This is a genomic window from Paracoccus alkenifer (assembly GCF_900108405.1).
Taxonomy (GTDB): Bacteria; Pseudomonadota; Alphaproteobacteria; order Rhodobacterales; family Rhodobacteraceae; genus Paracoccus; species Paracoccus alkenifer.
Genome location: NZ_FNXG01000012.1, coordinates 1 through 17101 on the forward strand (window position 1 = coordinate 1; position 17101 = coordinate 17101).

Sequence of the window (17101 nt, forward strand, 5' to 3'; positions counted from 1 at the left end):
CCCGCATCAAGATACCAGCGGGAAGCTGCACCAAAACGCAGCAATTGGCGCGGGGTAGAGCAGCCCGGTAGCTCGTCAGGCTCATAACCTGAAGGTCATAGGTTCAAATTCTATCCCCGCAACCAACGATAGTTGCGAAACCTCCGTAGCTTCCTGCGCGGAGGTTTTTGCGTTTCCAGACCCATTCCGCAGTGATCGTCTGTTGCGCGTCCCCGCAACCATCTCAAATTGCGATTGTCGCAAGTTCTGATCAGTGCAGGCTCCCGCAACCACTTCAACTTGCGAACGGCGCAAGTTCAGATCAGAGCTGGTCCCCGCAACCATACCTACGAATTTGCACGATATTCTACAACAAACTACGATTTCCTACGACGCAGCACTATGATCGGCAGGGCGCATAGCGCTGTAATCACACGATAAACGCGAGTTCGTCAGGTTCAAAGCAGGTTCCGCGCTTTGGGTCTTATTGGCATGTCGGGCAGGCCCTGACCATTGCGGAGGAGCAAGGGGGTTTTTCCTCGCGCCGGATTTGCTGGCAGAGGGCGCTCCCCTGTGCTCCCGGAAGTCCGATGCCTGCCGCTGCTCTCTACGCCCGATACTCCTCAGACCTACAGAACCCTTGTTCCGTCGACGATCAGCTCAACCTGTGCCGGGAATATGCTGCACGACAGGGCTGGACCGTCGTCAGCTGCTATCATGACGAGGCCGTCTCCGGCGCCGCCATTCGTGGCAGGAACGGCGCAATCAGGATGCTCGAGGACGCGTCCGCTCGGCGGTTCTAGTCTTTGCCGAGGCACTCGACCGGGTCTCCCGCGATCAGGAGGACATCGCCCATGTCTACAAGCGCTTTTGCTTCGAGCGGATTGCTCTGAACACGGTGGCTGAGGGTCGGATCAACGAGATGCACATCGGCCTCAAGGGCACGATGAATGTGCTGTTTCTTAAGGACCTGACCGAGAAAACGCGGCGCGGCCAGCGCCGGCGGGTAGAGAAGGTCGTTCGGGTGGCGGTCTCCCATATGGCTACGACGTGGCACTCGCGGATAGGAGCGGCGCAGGTGCGCGTGTGATTAACGAAGATCAGGCTCGGGTCGTCCGGCGCATCTTCCCCGACTTTTCCCGGGGGTGCGACGCCCGGTGCGATCGCCGACATGCTGAACCACGAGGGCGTTCCGAGCCCGGGCGGGCGCAGCTGGAAGCCGACGACGATCCGCGGCCATCGGAGCAGGGAAACCGGCATCATCAACAACGAACTGTATCGCGGTGTGCTGGTCTGGAACCGCCAGCGCTTCGTCAGGGAACCCTTCACCGGCAAGCGCCAGGCACGTATGAACCCTGAGGACGGCTGGGTCAGGAAGGACGTTCCCCAACTGCGCATTGTCGATGAAAGTCTTTGGCGGGCGGTGAAGAACCACCAGGACGCACAGGAGCAGGAACACGGCACCCTGCGTGACGCGGTTCGCAAGGCGCGCGAAGCAAGGTTGCGTGATTTGACGCCCGGATCGTCACATTTCTCCAGGCTTCTGATATGCGCTGCCTGTGGTGCGGACTGCTGTTCCGTTGGACGGAATCGTTATGGATGTGCCGATCACTATCGCCGCATGACCTGCGCCAATGGCCAGGCCCTGCCGCGCAGGGTCATGGAAGAGCAGGTCCATGCGTTCTTCGCAAAAACCAGCGCCCTGATCCGAAGCCAGGCGATTAACGCAGGGCAGGACGCCGATCTGGCGACACGACAGTTGCAGGGGCAGATGGAGAGGGAGTGCCGGGAACTGGAGGTGATCGAGACCAGACTTGCGGGGTTGCTCGCCGCCATCGAAGACGGCGTCTACACCCTGCGCATGAAAACACGCTTCCTGCAGCTTGAAGATCAGGCCAGAAAGCTGAAGGCCAGCCTCCAGATCGGCGCGGAACACATGAGGGTCATGCAAGCGCAAGCGGGTGGTGTCATATCGGAAGCCATCATTGGCCTGATGGCAGACCTACGCACCACCGACGAGGGATACGCAATCCTCAAGCTCAGATGCCTGCTCGGGCCCATCAGCGTCACGCCCGGCAAGGCCCGGCAGGTCCCTCGCTCAGGTGGGAAAACGCCTCGGGACGGATGCCAAAGAGACAGGCACTGACCAGTGAGGAACGGAACACGATGGACGGGGCAAAAACAGCAGACACAGCAGTGCCGTAAAGAAGCACGAACCAGCTACAGCGTTGTTGCACAGCGACGAAAGGCGGAAAGCTGACGGACAGCGGTGCGGCGTGGAGAGCGCCGCGACACCGGGAAAGCGGACCTTCAACTGTTACGCATAGGTTGCGCCACCCGAAACACGGGGAGGATGATAAACAAGCCGCTCTGCAGCACCGGCACGTGTGACTTGCACTCGGTTCAGCGGCATGATGCGATAAATAATTCCCCCACCTTCACTCGCTTCACATCGATGACCTCAGAGGACATCCTCGCTATATGCCCGCAAGGAACTGGGTATCCAAGAAAGTATCTGACTCTCCATGACAAGAAAGGCAGCTCACGACCGCCATGGATCTCACGCCGGTCGAGGTTTCCGCTACCAGGACGCTGTGACTGTTACGTTGGCGCTCCGGGTCTGGACTGGCACAAGCCCGTCAGCGATCATCATTCCAGAAGGCGATGACGACATCGAGCTGCGGTCAACCGACGGCAATAGGCTTGTCCAGATCAAAAGTCGGCGGGAATATCTCGGTGGCCTACCGCTTGCGAGTACTAGGAACTACCTCACCAAGCTTTGGGAGCGACATGACAAGTTTGCACTTCCCCCAGCCGGGCTCGAATTGATCCTCGAGCAGGGGATCATCGGCCATGCGACCATGGCGAACGGCGGCATCGTCCCAGACTCGAAGCTGGTCTCGCAGCTTCCTGGCAATGCCCGCGGCAAGGCGTTGCTGGCTAAAACAGACATCCGGCAGATGTCGTCCCCAAGCGCAGATTCGATCGCGATTATCACGGATCGCATGAGTTGTTCTCCGATCGCTGCCGCTCTTTGCGTCGCCCAGCTGCTGCATGAAGTCGGGATGCTCGCAAACGACAACGGGCGGCTGAGAACAGACACCTATCGCGGTTTGGCGGCGACTGACACGGACAGGATTATTACCGAGACGCTGGCTGCGACTGACGTCGAGGCAATCGAGGTCGCGCTCCGCAATGGTGCCTGCGAGCCGACAGATTTCCTAACCCCGCTCGATGATCCGGAATTCTACCTCGGCGTCGATGCTCAGGCCGGACATGTCGCCGCCGGGTTGATCATCCCCCGGCTGCAGCCGCGCGAGGCGCTCGCCCGAGGCCTAGAAGCGCACGGCACAGCGCTCGTCGCGGGTCCGTCCGGCGCCGGCAAGTCGGCAATCATGTGGGACACCGCGTATTCGCTACGCCACACGGTCCGGTGGTATCACCTTCTTCGCGTCGATCAGAATGACCTGCCCGCTCTACGTCAGCTTGTCCGCGCACTGCGCGCGACCCCCGACAGCCCGGTCGGCTTCGTGGTCGACGACATCGGGCGGCGCGGCACTGAGGGCTGGGACGCCCTCACGCTCGAATTCGCAGCGGTACCCGGCGCCGTCTTGCTCGGTTCAATCCGCGAGGAGGATCTCTTCCTGCTCCAAGGCCGCTCGCGTGCCGTTGAGGTACGCGCTGAGCCCGACAATGATCTCGCCTGCAGAATTTTCGAAGAACTGAAGAGAGCAGGCAGGACAGAGTGGACCAGCTGGCAGGAACCATGGGAGCGCAGTCATAACCTAGTGCTCGAATACGTCCATATCCTGACCGCCGGGCAGCGGTTCCGCGAAACCCTAGCCGGACAGGTGGACGCCAGGCAGAGCGATCCGGCGAGAGCGGCCGAGCTCTCCATCCTGCGAATCCTGGCCCTGACCGGCGCCACTGGCGCGACCGCAAACGCTGAGCGGCTGCCAGCCATCCTGTCACTGCCCGAGGAGACCGTCGGTCGCAGTTTGCGCCGCTTGGTTGACGAGCATCTTGTCCGCGTAGACGCGAACGGCGGCCTGGCTGGTCTCCATCAGTTACGTTCTGCCGAATTGGTACGGCTGACGCACAGGGTTCCTCCGCCGACAATCGCCACGTCGTTTTCTCGGGCGATCGGTGCGGTTTCGCCGAAGGATATTGAACTGCTGACCGCAGAGAGCATGCGCAACTTCGGCGTCGGCCAGGATGCGGCCATCACCGCTTTGATCACCCGGATACAAGCCAACCACAGCCTGGAAGTGCTCACCGCAGCGCTTCGCGGACTGGGAACGGCATGGATTTCAAATGTGGTAGATGCTTGGTTGAGCACGGAAAGTATGCGTGCTCTCGCACCTACCCAGGTCAGTTTGGCTGCGATGTTCGGGGTGGCCGCGAACACGCTTCCGGCGCTCACCGAGGCGCTCAGATTGGCAATGGAGGCAGCGGCGGAACTTACCCGGATGCGTTCGAGTATTGCGGGGGATCCTCGACAAACCCTTCTTGATGCACTTCCGGCTCCGTTGCTTGCCGAGATCGTGTCAGGCGCTAGCGACCCCTCGGCACTCGATCAATTCCTCTCGTCACTGAACGGCATGCCGCTGCACCCGACCGTCCGCACAGCACTAGCGACGCATCCAATCGATATTCTGACGGCACCGATCGATGGCGTCGCACGCTTGCTTGGCACGCTTGCCGGCCTCGACAGGGACGAGGCGATCGCATGGGTCGATGCGGTCGGGGAGCAGGCACTTGTGGACCGGATGCCTCACGAAATCGCCTGGGCTACGGCTCCGACCTTTGAAAACACCCCCGACGGTCGAGTTATCCGCTCTGACTACAATGAGATTGGCATTCCCGGAGAAGACAGTACGCATGACAGGGTGGTGCGTATCTGCGAGGTGGCGCTTGCGCTCTCACCGCGCTCTGAGATCGCCGCATCCGCCGCCCGAGCACCGAATGGAGAAGTTATTGGGTTCGGCGGCCTGCCTCTTGCTGAGAAGCGGATTCCGCGCGCAAACCTGCCTGCGGCAGCCCTGCCAGAATGGAATCGCCGCTGGTGCGACGCCATCGCGATCCGCGCCGCCGCTCCGACCTACAGCGGCTATCTCACCCAGGCTGTGCAACTGCTCGACCGGCTCGTGCCTGCACTGGAGCGCCTCCTCAACCTTATCATCCGCGGGAAGAGCGTCACCGATGCGCAGTTAGTCGCGATAAACAGCGTATATGGCGCTGCCAGCGAGCTGCGCACGCCTGCGATCACATACTCGGTCGCGTCCGGCAAGGGGTCAGAGACGACCAATGCCAGCGTGACAAAGTTGCAGAATCTGCTGTTCGCCGGCGGTGCCGATGTCGTCAGGCGCTTCCACAAGCTTCCAGAAGACGCTGGCTCCTTCATCGCTTGGACGGCAGACTTAATTAGGGACATCGACGAAACAGCGGCGCAAGAACCGTGGGAGCTGGTAGGTGGCGTACCAACCAATCTCGGAAAAATGCGAGAACTCCTCGTCCGTGCCAGGATCATCGCAGGCGACGCTGCTGGAGGACCAGTGCATCCCGGGGTCAAGTTTGCCACGCTTATCGACAAGGCCAGACCAGACAACGCGCTTCGCCTTGTCGCTTCCTTGGTTGAGAAGCGCATGACGACGGTGCGCAGCAAGCTCGCGGCGTCGATCGGGTCCACATTGAAGGACGACGGAATCGAAGCCGAAGTGTATGTCACGGAGGACCCTGACGGGATCCTACCTTGGCCGCCCAGCAAGGTGCTCGTTGTTGTCCCGCTAACCTCGCACACGGAGGTTGAGCGCCACGCGACCGCCGTAGCGGCCGCCCGCGACGCGGTTCCCGATGGCATCCGGCTGACTGTGATTCCGAAAGTCGATGGACGGGTTCTGCCGGCGCGCGGCGTCAGCGGCTACGAAACGCTTCTGCCGCTTCCGGACGAGGCCAACGCTTGGATTGAGCTGCTCCGCCTTCCCTTCTTCCACGCGAAAATCTCTCCGGTCCTAAACATTGCTGTTGCAACGGCATCGGCCCTGCAATCGATGGATCGCCTCAATCTCGGGATTCCCGGACGCCCCCTTGTCGAGTTGGAGACACGAGAAAGACTCGAGGACGAGTTCGCCTCGATGCGCATCTTGCTAGCGACGATGGTCGACAATCTCGATCCAGAGGGCTCGCCCCTCGTCCTTTCCCTGCTCGACCGCGTTCGCTCCGCCGAGGCCAACTTCGCGGACGCGGTCCAAGAATTCACCGTAAGCCAAGTTCCGAACGAGATCATCGAGGAAGTGTCCAGCCTGCAGATCGCGCTCGACGAGGCGGAATTTCGGTTCGGCCGCATAGTGCGCGATGGCTGACTGTAACCGCAACACTCCAGCTTGCGGCGGCTCAGACGAAGGGAGTAGTGCAGCCTTGGGTCGACCTCTAGCATCAGATGGACGAGTTGTGGGGGGGGTCACAGCAAACTGCGCCGCTATGGAAATAATAGCTCTGGCTCGCTGACAGAATATCTGCACCCAGAAATTTCGGATTGGTTCAGCGTTCGCCATGGATCGTCGCTTCATTGACCTCACTTCCGAACAGATATCTGCCTTGCTTGAGGCCGCAACGATGTCCTGGTTCGGGCATTCCCGCGGGATCGACTGGACAGAGCTTCTGAGATCGCGCCGGATCACGATCATTTCGGAGGCGGGATCGGGCAAGACTTACGAATGTCAGTCGCAGCAGCGACGCCTCTTCGATGAAGGCCAGCCCGCGTTTTTCTTCGAACTGAGCGAACTCGCGCGTTCCGAGGCCACTGGCTCACTTCTGACTCCTGAGGAGCTGTCTCGTGTCGAGGTCTGGCGCGCCGCGAGCGATGAAATCGCAACCTTCTTTCTTGATGCCTATGACGAGCTGCGACTGACGCGCGGAAAGTTCCGCACCGCGCTGACGCATCTTAAGGCGTTTGTCGGCCCGAATCTCGACCGGATCAGCTTGATCGTGACGTCGCGGCCGGTTCCGTTCGAGCGCGAACTCTTGGGCCAATTATTCCCGCTCTCGGCGCCACCTGAGGGGACGCGAACTTTCGTTGATGATGTCATGGGAACCGCACATGGGCAGGTATCACCCTCAGCGAAAGAGAAGCAGCCACCCTTGTGGCGCAAGGTCTGTCTGACGCCGCTCGACGAACCGGCAATCCGAGCGCTTGTCACGGAACAGGGTCTCACCGATGTCGAGGCATTCATCTCAGACCTCCGCACCCGCGATGCGTTCGACTTCGCCCGACGCCCGCAGGACCTGATCGAGCTTTGCCAGGACTGGCGGGAGCACCGTCGCATCCGCGTGCATCGCGATCAGGTCATAACGAACGTCAACCTGAAGCTGAAGCCACGAACGGACCGCGACGAGGCTGGTCCACTATCGGAAGCGAAGGCCAGGGAAGGCGCGGGAACGCTCGCGCTCGCCGTACTACTGATGAAGTCCATGACCATTCGTCACAGCGCTGACTTGCAGGATGACGATGCCACCGAGCCATGCGTCGATCCGACCCGGCTCTTGCCGACCTGGACGCAGGAGGAACGGAGGACGCTCCTAGAAAGACCCGTCACCTGTGCATCGAAGATGGCGTTGGCTATCTCGACCTGGATGGGAATGCCCGGCTGACCTTCGGACGGGTCTATATCGACCGGGAGGTCGAAGGTGCACCGCCAGCGGAGCGGCGGGCGATGAAATCGTTGTTCCGATCAAAATCCGCCCGGGTGCTCCGGGCTTTGCTGCGCGACCCCCGGCGCCCGTGGTGGGTGTGACCTGCCCCCCTGTCGTCCCTCGTTCATAACGAGAGTCTGCCGGTTTGAGATTGGTAATCGGTGGGTGGTTTCATGGCAAGCGCGCCGGTCGCGGAGCCTTCATGCGGCGCAAGCGTCCGGCGCGCTTCGAGGGGCGTCAGGTTGCCGAGCGAGGAGTGCGGCCTGACGGCGTTGTAGTCGTAGCGCCAGAGGGCGACCTTGCGGCGGGCGTCGTCGAGGGTGTCGAAGATCTCCTCGTTCAGCAACTCGTCGCGCAGGCTGCCGTTGAAGCTTTCGATAAAGGCGTTCTGCTGTGGCTTGCCAGGGTCGATGTAGCGCCAGGCAACGTCGTTCTGCTCGGCCCATTTCAGGATGGCCCGACTGGTGAACTCGGTGCCGTTATCGCTGACGATGCAGGTGGGCTTGCCATAGATCCGCACCAGTGCATCCAGCTCACGCGTCACCCTCGCGCCAGAGATGCTGGTGTCGGCGATCAGGCACTTACGTTGGTCGACGCGACGAGTCCAAAGAGAATCATTTTGCCATGATTAGGATCAAGTCCAACGGGATCGTGGACAGAAGCAGAGGGTTAGGTCGGTCGCAAGAGGGTCTTAGCGGCCGTAGCGTTATTTTGATGAGCATGACTCATCATGGCGGAGAAATGTTGTTGGTTGGCTCGAAAATTTTTTATGTCGGTCAAGCTTTATTTGATCTTTACTCAAAAAAACTATTGACTGCTGAGTCCAACTCACCGATATTGCTAAGCAAGTGAACTATGCTGAAGCTTGTAACTTCAGCTTGCCGCAAGAGGGACCGGTTAAAGACGGGGGGATCCAATGGGCATTGTCCCGGCGGAGCGGAGCAGTCGTGCGTTATACTGAAGATCCAATGTCGTGCGTGCGGAAGGATCAACGTTTGCAGCTGTCGAGGGGCGGTAGAAAGTGACCGATGCCAAGACTGAAAGCGGTCAAGCCTTTGAAATCTATGGCAACCATGCAGACATCAGCAGCGGTGCCTCGGGCGTTGGTCTGGAAATGGCGCAGTTGCTACTGTTGGCAGTCGCCGCGCAGGTTGCGCTGATCGCCCGGAACGCCCAAGCATGCGCAGGCGTTGCAGGTTCCCGGCAGGCGCATCTGGGTGGTTGGGCCACGGCGCTCAGGCGCATCGTCATCCGGATCGCTGCCGCTACGCCCTCGCTGATGGCGAACACGTGTGTCTATGGCTGGCTAATGGACGTCCCCTTTCGCGGCCAAGCCGTTTCAGCGGACTGAAAAAGTCGCCGCTCTGACGTCTGCCCGTTTGCGCGACATCGCACGTGCCCGGATTTTCCCGGCCAGGCTCGCCACGTTGCGGCCGACCAAGAAAGCGCTCTCTGTCCACAGGGGAGTGTCAGCCGTCTAGGACCAGACGCCAATCCCGTGCTGCCGGGAAAGACCATACTGAATCCAGTGCTTTTGGGAGGAGGCAGGATGAACATGTCGATGCGCAGGAGCGCCACCGCGACCGCTGTTTCCACGTGGTTGCCCGGACATGGGCCGCAATCGGGCCGGGTGGCCCGCGGGCGTTTCCTGACCGAAACGGATCGCTCGGAAATCGTGCGCTGGCCTATTGAGGACCTTATTCCCGCGACAACTGTGCTGGGCTGCCTACAGGCGACAGCGGCAGAACTGCCCGACAAGGCCGCGATCATTCAATTGCATCGCGGTGTGCCCGGTGGCGCGCGCAGCACCCTGACTTTTGCGGAGCTCCTGGACCGGGTCGAACGCGCGGGCCGAGTGTTTCAGGCCCATGCCGGGCCGGGCGCGCGGCCGGTGGTGGCGGTGGTGCTGCCGATGGTGGCCGAGGGACTGGTCTCCTCATGGGGGGCGATGGCGGTGGGAACGCTGCTGCCGGTCAACCCCTATCTTGAGGTCGAGGCGCTGGCGGCGATCTTGCAGGCTGGCGGGGTTACCACGCTGGTGACCACCACCACGGACGCCGGCGGCGACGGGGTGTGGCGCGATCTGGACCGGCTGCGGGCTCTGATGCCTGAACTGCGTCATACCCTGCTGGTTGGTAGCACGGACCCTGCCTGCGGCTTCGATGCCACGCTGGATGCTGCCGGGGCGGATACCCCGCTTTCGGTCCTGACCGGCCCCGAGGATGTCGTCGTGACCATGCCCACCGGGGGCACCACCGGGACGCCCAAGCTGGTCCGCATGTTGCAGCGCCGGCTGCTTGTCGTGACCTGGAACACCGGGATCCTGATGGGCCCCGAACCCGATGCGGTGGTCGCCCATGGGATGCCGAACTTCCATTGCGGCGGGCTGATTCCGCTTGCAACCCGCAGCCTGCTGTTCGGCCAGACCCTGCTGACCCTGACCGCGCTGGGCTTTCGTGACCGCGAGGTGGTCGCAAATTTCTGGCCGCTGATGCAGGAATTCGGTGTGACTTCAGTGCTCTCGACCCCGACGACGGCGGCGGCAATCCTGCAAGCCTGCCCCGATGGCCGGATCGAACACGGGATTACCGATTACCACTGCGGCGGCGCCACCATCCCGGTCGATCTGATGGAACGGTTTCACCAGCGCTTCGGCATCTGGCTGCGTGAAAACTGGGGCCTGACCGAGATGCACGGCACCGTCACAGGCCATCCCGACCCCTGCAACCGCCCGCAGGTCGGGTCCGTCGGCCGGGCCTTACCGGGTTACACCCTGAGGGTCGTCGAGCTTGACGAACACAGCCGCATTGTCCGTGACCTCCCTCCGGACAATGCTGGGGTCGTGGTTGCGCAGGGGCCTACGCTAATGCTGGGTTACAACCTGCCCGACCGCGACCCCGAATTTTTTGTTACTGACCCTAAAGATGAGTCGATATGGGGTAATTCCGGAGATATCGGGCGGCTGGATGCCGAGGGCTATCTGTGGCTGTCAGGAAGAGCCAAGGATCTGATCATCCGTGGCGGCCACAACATCGACCCGCGCCTGATCGAGGATGTACTGGATTCGCATCCCGCGGTGCGCTTGTGCGCCGCCGTGGGTGAGCCAGATCCGGACAAGGGCGAAATGCCGGTGGCATATGTCGAGTTGATGGACGGGGCCGCGGTCACCGGACCGATGTTGCGCGCCTGGTGCGCCGAGCGCATCGCCGAACGCGCCGCATTACCATATGAAATCCATATTCTCGACGCGCTGCCCCTGACCCCGGTCGGAAAGATCTCGAAGGTGGCGCTGCGTTTCGATGCCAGGCGGCGGGCGCTTGCGAAAGCGCTGTCTGATCGCTTCGGCACTGATGCCCCCGGCTTTGAGCTCTGCCCCGACCCGCGCGGCGACAAGGCGGTGTTTTCCGTCCCGATTTCATCCGCCATCGCGGCCGAGATCGCCAGGATTGCCTCTTGCCTGAACTGCCAGACCAACCTTGACCCAGCAAACTGACCCGGAGTTACCAGATGAAAGCCCTGTTGCCATTCGTTACCTCTGCCCTGATCTCCGTCGCTGGCCAAGCCGCCGCGCAAGAGGTCACCCTGCGTGTCCACCATTTCCTGCCGCCGACTGCCTTTCCGGCGACGGATATGGTCGAGCACTGGTGCGAAACCATCAAGACCAAGTCCGAAGGGCAGATGGCCTGCCAGATCTATCCGGCGATGCAGCTGGGTGGCACCCCGGCGCAGCTGATCGACCAGGCGCGGGACGGCATCGTCGATGCCGTGTTCACCGTGCCCTCGTACCAGCCCGGCGGCTATCTGCGCAGCGAAGTCTTTGAACTGCCCTTCATAGCCGGGACCGAGCCGGTGACCGCCATGGCGATGTATGAATATGTCACCGAGCATGTGCCGCAGGAATACAGCGGGGTGCGTCCGCTGTGGGTGGCGGTCGGAGATCCGTCGGTGCTGCATTTCAAGACCGATCCGGTCGAGACGACTGACGAACTGCGGGGCCTCAAGGTCCGTTCGCCCAGCCGCTATGGCGCCATTGCGCTGGAACAGGTGGATGCGCTGCCGGTGCAGCTGCCCGCCAACACCATAACCGAGTCGCTGGCACGCGGCGTGATTGACGGGGTGATGATTCCCTGGAGCGCGGTGCGGATGCTTAACATGCACGAGGAAACCAACGCCCACACCGTGTTTTCGGACAACGACCGCCCGTTCACCAACTCGATCGCCATGTTCCTGATCGGCGAGCGTGCCTACAGTCGCCTGCCCGCCGACCTGCAGGCCGTCATCGACGAGGCATCCGGCATCGAGGCCTCGCGCTACATGAGCGAGATCTACCGCCGCAAGGGGATCGAAGACCGCGAGGCTGCGGTAGAGCGTGGGGCGAAAATCCACGTCATCGACGACGCGGAATATGCCGAATGGGTAAGCCGGATGGAAGTCGTCCGCCAGCAGTGGATCGCCGAGGTGGACAAGGCCGGTGCCGATGGTGCCGCGCTTTATGAAACCGCCACCGCGCTGATCGCCAAATACGAAAGCCAGTAGGCCGCGACCCGGCCCGTGCTGCGGGCCGGGGTTTCCCCCTTGGTTCAACATCTCGCTTCTGAGGACAGAATGCCAGACATTACAGCAAGGGCCGGCCAGATCGCCGGTGACGCCGGGTCAGCCGGCTTGCGGCTGTGGCGGCGCGCGGGGACGATCCTGCGCGGTTCGGCGCTGATTGCCGCTACCGCCGGTGGCGTGATCTTCTTCGGGCTGGCAACCATGCTCACCATTTCTATCGTGGCGCGCAAGACCATGGGCTGGCAGGTGCGCGGGGACGTCGAGATCGTCCAGATGGCCGGTGCCGTCGCTGCCTCGTTGCTGTTTGGCTGGTGCCAGACCCGCTATGGCAACGTCGCGGTTGATTTTGCTACCAAGTCGCTGCCGCGCGGCATCCAGCAGGCGCTGACACGCATCGGGCATTTCAGCCTGGGCTGCCTTGGTCTATTGCTGGCTGCGCGCAGCGCCGCACTGGCGCTAGGCAGTATCCGATCCCATGCGATCTCTACCCTGCTGGCTTGGCCCGAGGGTTATTGGCAACTGGCGATGGCTCCGGGGCTGGTCCTGTTTGGCATAATCGGCCTGTTCCAGTCCGTCGCACCGCTGTCGGTCACAGACGAGATGGCCTTTGCATCTACGAGCTGGAGGGTTTGACCGATGGAGCCGATGACCCTTGGACTGTTGATCCTTGGCATTACTGTTCTGTTGATTTTACTGCGAATTCCGGTGGGAACGGCGATGTTCATCTGCGGCGCGGCCGGATTTCTTTACGTGATCGGCTCGGTCGAGGTTTGGCTGGCCTGGGTCAAGAATGTGACCTATGCGCGGTTGTCGAACTTTGATCTGATCGTAATTCCGATGTTCATTATGATGGGGCAATTCGCCACGCATGGCGGGCTGTCGCGGGCGCTGTTTCGGTTCGTGAACGCAGTGCTCGGGCGGTTCCGCGGAGGCGTCGCGGTTGCCACCATCGGTGCCTGTGCCGGTTTCGCCTCGGTCTGCGGCAGCTCGCTGGCGACGGCGGCGACCATGGGTCAGGTGGCGCTGCCGGAAATGCGCCAGCGCGGATACTCGCCGGGGCTGGCAACCGGAGCGGTTGCCGCCGGCGGCACGCTGGGCATTCTTATCCCGCCCTCGGTGCCGCTAGTGATCTATGCGATCTTGACCGGGGAATCGATTGGAAAGCTGTTCATCGCTGCCATCGTGCCTGCTATCATCGCCGTTGTCGGCTATATGCTGGTGGTGCTGCTGGTGGTATCGCGCAATCCCAATGCTGGGCCGGCTGGCGTTCCCGCCGCGCTAGGTGAAATTCTGCGCTCGCTCATCGGGGTGCTGCCGGTCGGCGTAGTTTTCCTGGTGGTGATCCTGAGCATCTATCGCGGCTGGGCCAGCCCGACCGAAGCTTCGGCGGTAGGGGTGTTTGCCTGCGGGCTGATTGCGGCATTGTCGGGTGAGTTGCGGCTTGCTGGTTTCGTGCAATGTATGCTGGGCACCGCCGAGGCTACAGTGATGATCTTAGTCATCCTGTTGGGTGCGGACATGTTGAATGCGGCACTGGCGTTGACCAACATGACCCACCAGATTGCCGATATCATCGTCAACAGCGGTGTGACCCCCATAATGATCATTCTGGGGATGCTGCTCATCTACATTGTTCTTGGCTGTGTGATGGAATCTATGGCGATCATAATGCTGACCGTTCCCCTGTTTTTTCCGATCGTGATGCAGCTGGATCTGTTTGGCATGTCGCCGCAAGAAAAATCTCTATGGTTCGGAATTTTAGCTATGACTGTGGTGGAGATAGGACTAATCACCCCGCCGGTGGGAATGAACGTGTTTGTCGTCAATAAGATGGCCATGGATGTCAGCATGATGGAAACCTATCGTGGCGTGGTGCCTTTTCTGATTTCTGATCTGCTGCGAATTGCATTGCTGCTGATGGTGCCGGCGCTTTCGCTGATGCTGGTTACGACGATGTAAATCGAAAGGTGAAGTACCTTGTCCCAGCCCCAAGCTTCGACTGCCGATTCCCCCCGACGCCAGTCCCGAATGCCGCAAAAGCAGCGGCTGTCGATGATCTTGTCCGTCGCACGAACGATGCTAGCCGAGCGGGACTACAATACTGTATCCGTCGCGGAGATAGCCGCGGAGTGCGGTATTGTTGAAGGCTCGATCTACCGTTTCTTCAAGTCCAAGCGCGACCTGATGCTGCGGGTTGCAGAAGATTGGATGGAGCAGGAATATCGTATCGGTACCTCGTATGCGCATATGAAAGGTACCCGCGAACGAATCTATTACCTGATTCATTCTGCCTTGAGGACGACCTATGAATTTCCCGGCCTCTCCCGTTTCCTGCTGACTGAAGTTCGACCGGATCCGAATTATCGCAAGATGCGGATATATGAATTGAATCGTACCTATACTTCGGCAATCCAGGAGGTCTGTCGGGAGGCAATCGCCTCAGGCGAGTTTCACGATTCTATTTCGACTCGACTTATCCGCTCGGTCGTGTTCGGCGCAATGGAGCACGAGACATGGGGGCACCTGCGGGGCGAGGGGCAGCTTGTGATTACAGATGTTGCCCGAGAGCTGACAGACCTGATTTATGAGGGTCTGCGCAACCGCAACGCACGCCCCGACAATACCATGTCGCTGCCCGAACGGATCGAGCGGATCGAGATCCGGCTGTCAAGCATGGAAGCCATCTTGTCGCCACAACGCGACTAGCTGCGCTGATGGCCAATCATCACAATACCTAAGGAGAACCCATGGGGCCCCTGAATGGTCTGAAAGTCGTCGAAATGGCCGGTCTCGGTCCCGCCCCGTTCTGCGGAATGCTGTTGGCGGATCTTGGTGCAGAGGTACTCAGCATCCAGCGGGTGACCCGCGCCGATCTGGGGTTCGAGGTTCCGACCCGATACGATCTGCTGAACCGCAACAAGCAGGCGGTGGCCGTCGATCTCAAATCCCCCGAAGGGGTGGCGCTGGTGCTGGATCTGGTACGGGGCAGCGACCTGCTGATCGAGGGTTTTCGCCCGGGCGTCATGGAGCGTCTGGGCCTGGGGCCGGAACCCTGCATGGCCGCCAATCCGGGCCTTATCTACGGTCGCATGACCGGCTGGGGGCAGACCGGTCCGCTGAGCGCCCGCGCCGGCCACGACATCAACTATATCGCGATGAGCGGGGCGCTAGCGGCGATTGGGCCGTCCCCCGATGATCCGCCGGCGGTGCCGCTGAACTACGTGGGCGATTTCGGCGGAGGAGCGCTTTATCTTGCGCTCGGGCTGATGTCAGCGCTGCACGAGCGGCGGCAGTCCGGGCTTGGGCAGGTGGTCGACGCAGCGATGGTGGACGGGATCGGCTCGCTGATGACAATGCATTATGGTTATTGGCAGGCTGGCCAGTGGGATCTGCAACGGGGCAGCAATACCGCCGACGGCGGCTCGCCTTGGTATACCACCTACCGCACCAGCGACGGCGGCTATGTGGCGGTGGGGGCGGTCGAGAAGCGCTTCTATGCGGAACTGCTGTCGGTGCTGGGGCTGTCGGATGCCGATCTGCCGGACCAGAACGACCGCGCGGGCTGGCCCCGGCTGCGCGCCGCCTTTGCCGAGGTGTTCGCCACCCGCACCCGCGATGAATGGGAGGCCGCGTTCGACGGTATCGACGCCTGCGTCACCCCGGTTCTCGACATGGCCGAGGCCCCGGCGCACGAACTTGCACAGGCCCGCGGCAGCTTCCTGCGCGACAACGGCGTGATCGAGCCCGCCCCCGCCCCGCGCTTCAGCCGCTCGGCCCCCGCGGCGGTTCGTCCGCCCCCCGTCGCGGCCGAGGCCGGCACTGCCGCACTGCGGCAGCGCGGCATCGCCGAGGATCGCATTGCCGATCTGATCCGCCAGGGCGTCGTTGCCGGCAAGCTTGCCCCGCAAGAGGCATAGGCGCACAGATGATGCGACCCGTTTCCTGTGATGAAGGAGTGGCCGGATGCCGCAAAACGCCCCCGTAAGGACTGCCTCGACCATGATGCTGGTGCGCGAAGTGCCAGGGGTCGAGGTGCTGATGGTCAAACGCAACCACGCCATCGACCATTTCTCGGGGGCGATGGTGTTTCCCGGCGGCAAGGTCGAAGCCTCGGACGCCGAGCCAGGCTGGGCGGCGCAGGTGCAGGGGTGGGACGACATACCCGACAGCGAACGCGCCCCCCGCATCAGCGCCATCCGCGAAACCTTCGAGGAATGCGGCATCCTACCCGCCGTCCAGGGCTATCAGGCCGACCCCGAGGGCACACGGGAGTTGCGTGGCGCCATGGACCGGGGCGAGGCCAGCTTTCTGGCCTATCTGCAGCAGAACGGCCTGCGGCCTGACCTGCGCTCGCTCTCGCTGTTTGCGCGCTGGCGCACGCCGCCGGTCGTTGCCAAGCGCTTTGACACGTATTTCTATCTGGTCGAGGCCCCGGCCGAGCAGGTGGCGCAGGCCGACGGTCGGGAAACCATTCTGGCCGAGTGGATCGCCGCCGGCACCGCGCTGGACATGGCCGCACGGGGCGAGCGCACCATCGTGTTTCCGACCCGGATGAACCTGTCGCTGCTGGCCCGGGCTGACAGCATCGCCGATGCGGTCGCAGCAGCCTCGATGCGCCCGGCGCGGGTGGTCGAGCCGGTGGTGGAACTGCACGGCGATAAGCGTTTCCTGCGCTTGGAGGCCGAAGATGGATATGGCCCGACGCTGGAGCCACTGCTGTTCTGACCGTCCAGCCTTTGCGCGGCGGGGCCTGATGGTCCCGCCCTCAGCTCACTGCCATCAATTCACGGTTGTTACGATAATGGTTACCAGCTCGACGTAGCTTTTTCCCAGGTAATAGCCGAACGCCAGGGCAAGGATCGCGGGCAGGATCGTT

General features: G+C 61.8%; 13 protein-coding genes, 1 tRNA gene and 1 pseudogene. 13 read left to right on the forward strand and 2 right to left on the reverse strand.

The annotated features are described in order from the left end of the window. The first annotated feature begins 48 nt into the window (after positions 1 to 48). Positions 49 to 125 (forward strand) — tRNA-Met (locus tag BLW83_RS15005). A 444-nt stretch (positions 126 to 569) separates the two neighbouring features. After that, complete coding sequence (locus tag BLW83_RS16110) at positions 570 to 782, forward strand: recombinase family protein (RefSeq protein ID WP_090849166.1); 213 nt, start codon at positions 570 to 572, stop codon at positions 780 to 782. Here BLW83_RS16110 and BLW83_RS15585 read toward each other — a convergent pair. Continuing rightward, positions 779 to 1018: a hypothetical protein gene (locus BLW83_RS15585; protein ID WP_143042866.1), complete on the reverse strand. Its 240-nt coding sequence runs from the start codon at positions 1016 to 1018 to the stop codon at positions 779 to 781. The two genes, BLW83_RS16110 and BLW83_RS15585, sit on opposite strands and share 4 nt — an antisense overlap. 60 nt (positions 1019 to 1078) lie before the next feature. On the opposite strand from BLW83_RS15585, the gene BLW83_RS15015 reads away from it, so the two are divergent. The 3 genes from BLW83_RS15015 (at position 1079) to BLW83_RS15025 (ending at position 7629) form a co-directional block, all read left to right on the forward strand. Continuing rightward, entirely contained in the window at positions 1079 to 2125 is a 1047-nt protein-coding gene (locus BLW83_RS15015) for a recombinase family protein (protein WP_281245541.1), read from the forward strand. 460 nt (positions 2126 to 2585) lie between these two features. Further along, entirely contained in the window at positions 2586 to 6341 is a 3756-nt protein-coding gene (locus BLW83_RS15020; RefSeq protein WP_218139152.1) for a hypothetical protein, read from the forward strand. 190 nt (positions 6342 to 6531) lie between these two features. Next, complete coding sequence (locus BLW83_RS15025) at positions 6532 to 7629, forward strand: hypothetical protein (RefSeq protein WP_090849172.1); 1098 nt, start codon at positions 6532 to 6534, stop codon at positions 7627 to 7629. 166 nt (positions 7630 to 7795) lie between these two features. Here the strand turns inward: BLW83_RS15025 and BLW83_RS15030 are convergent. Further along, positions 7796 to 8251: pseudogene (locus BLW83_RS15030) on the reverse strand (integrase core domain-containing protein); the annotation flags it as partial. Between the two features lie 441 nt (positions 8252 to 8692). On the opposite strand from BLW83_RS15030, the gene BLW83_RS15035 reads away from it, so the two are divergent. From BLW83_RS15035 to BLW83_RS15070, 8 genes are all read left to right on the forward strand, one after another. Then, entirely contained in the window at positions 8693 to 9022 is a 330-nt protein-coding gene (locus tag BLW83_RS15035; RefSeq protein WP_143042867.1) for a hypothetical protein, read from the forward strand. A gap of 198 nt (positions 9023 to 9220) precedes the next feature. Continuing rightward, a complete protein-coding gene (locus BLW83_RS15040) occupies positions 9221 to 11164 on the forward strand; it encodes an AMP-binding protein (RefSeq protein WP_090849176.1) in 1944 nt (647 codons plus the stop codon). A 14-nt stretch (positions 11165 to 11178) separates the two neighbouring features. Continuing rightward, a complete protein-coding gene (locus tag BLW83_RS15045) occupies positions 11179 to 12207 on the forward strand; it encodes a TRAP transporter substrate-binding protein (RefSeq protein WP_090849178.1) in 1029 nt (342 codons plus the stop codon). Between the two features lie 69 nt (positions 12208 to 12276). Next, positions 12277 to 12858, forward strand: coding sequence for a TRAP transporter small permease (locus BLW83_RS15050; protein ID WP_143042868.1), 582 nt, complete (start codon positions 12277 to 12279; stop codon positions 12856 to 12858). A 3-nt stretch (positions 12859 to 12861) separates the two neighbouring features. Then, complete coding sequence (locus tag BLW83_RS15055) at positions 12862 to 14184, forward strand: TRAP transporter large permease (protein ID WP_090849182.1); 1323 nt, start codon at positions 12862 to 12864, stop codon at positions 14182 to 14184. A gap of 93 nt (positions 14185 to 14277) precedes the next feature. Next, complete coding sequence (locus BLW83_RS15060) at positions 14278 to 14931, forward strand: TetR/AcrR family transcriptional regulator (protein WP_218139153.1); 654 nt, start codon at positions 14278 to 14280, stop codon at positions 14929 to 14931. A 41-nt stretch (positions 14932 to 14972) separates the two neighbouring features. Continuing rightward, positions 14973 to 16142 (forward strand): CaiB/BaiF CoA transferase family protein, encoded by a 1170-nt coding sequence (locus tag BLW83_RS15065; RefSeq protein WP_177172602.1) that lies wholly within the window; start codon positions 14973 to 14975, stop codon positions 16140 to 16142. A 46-nt stretch (positions 16143 to 16188) separates the two neighbouring features. After that, entirely contained in the window at positions 16189 to 16950 is a 762-nt protein-coding gene (locus tag BLW83_RS15070) for an NUDIX hydrolase (protein WP_143042869.1), read from the forward strand. Positions 16951 to 17101 lie beyond the last annotated feature (151 nt).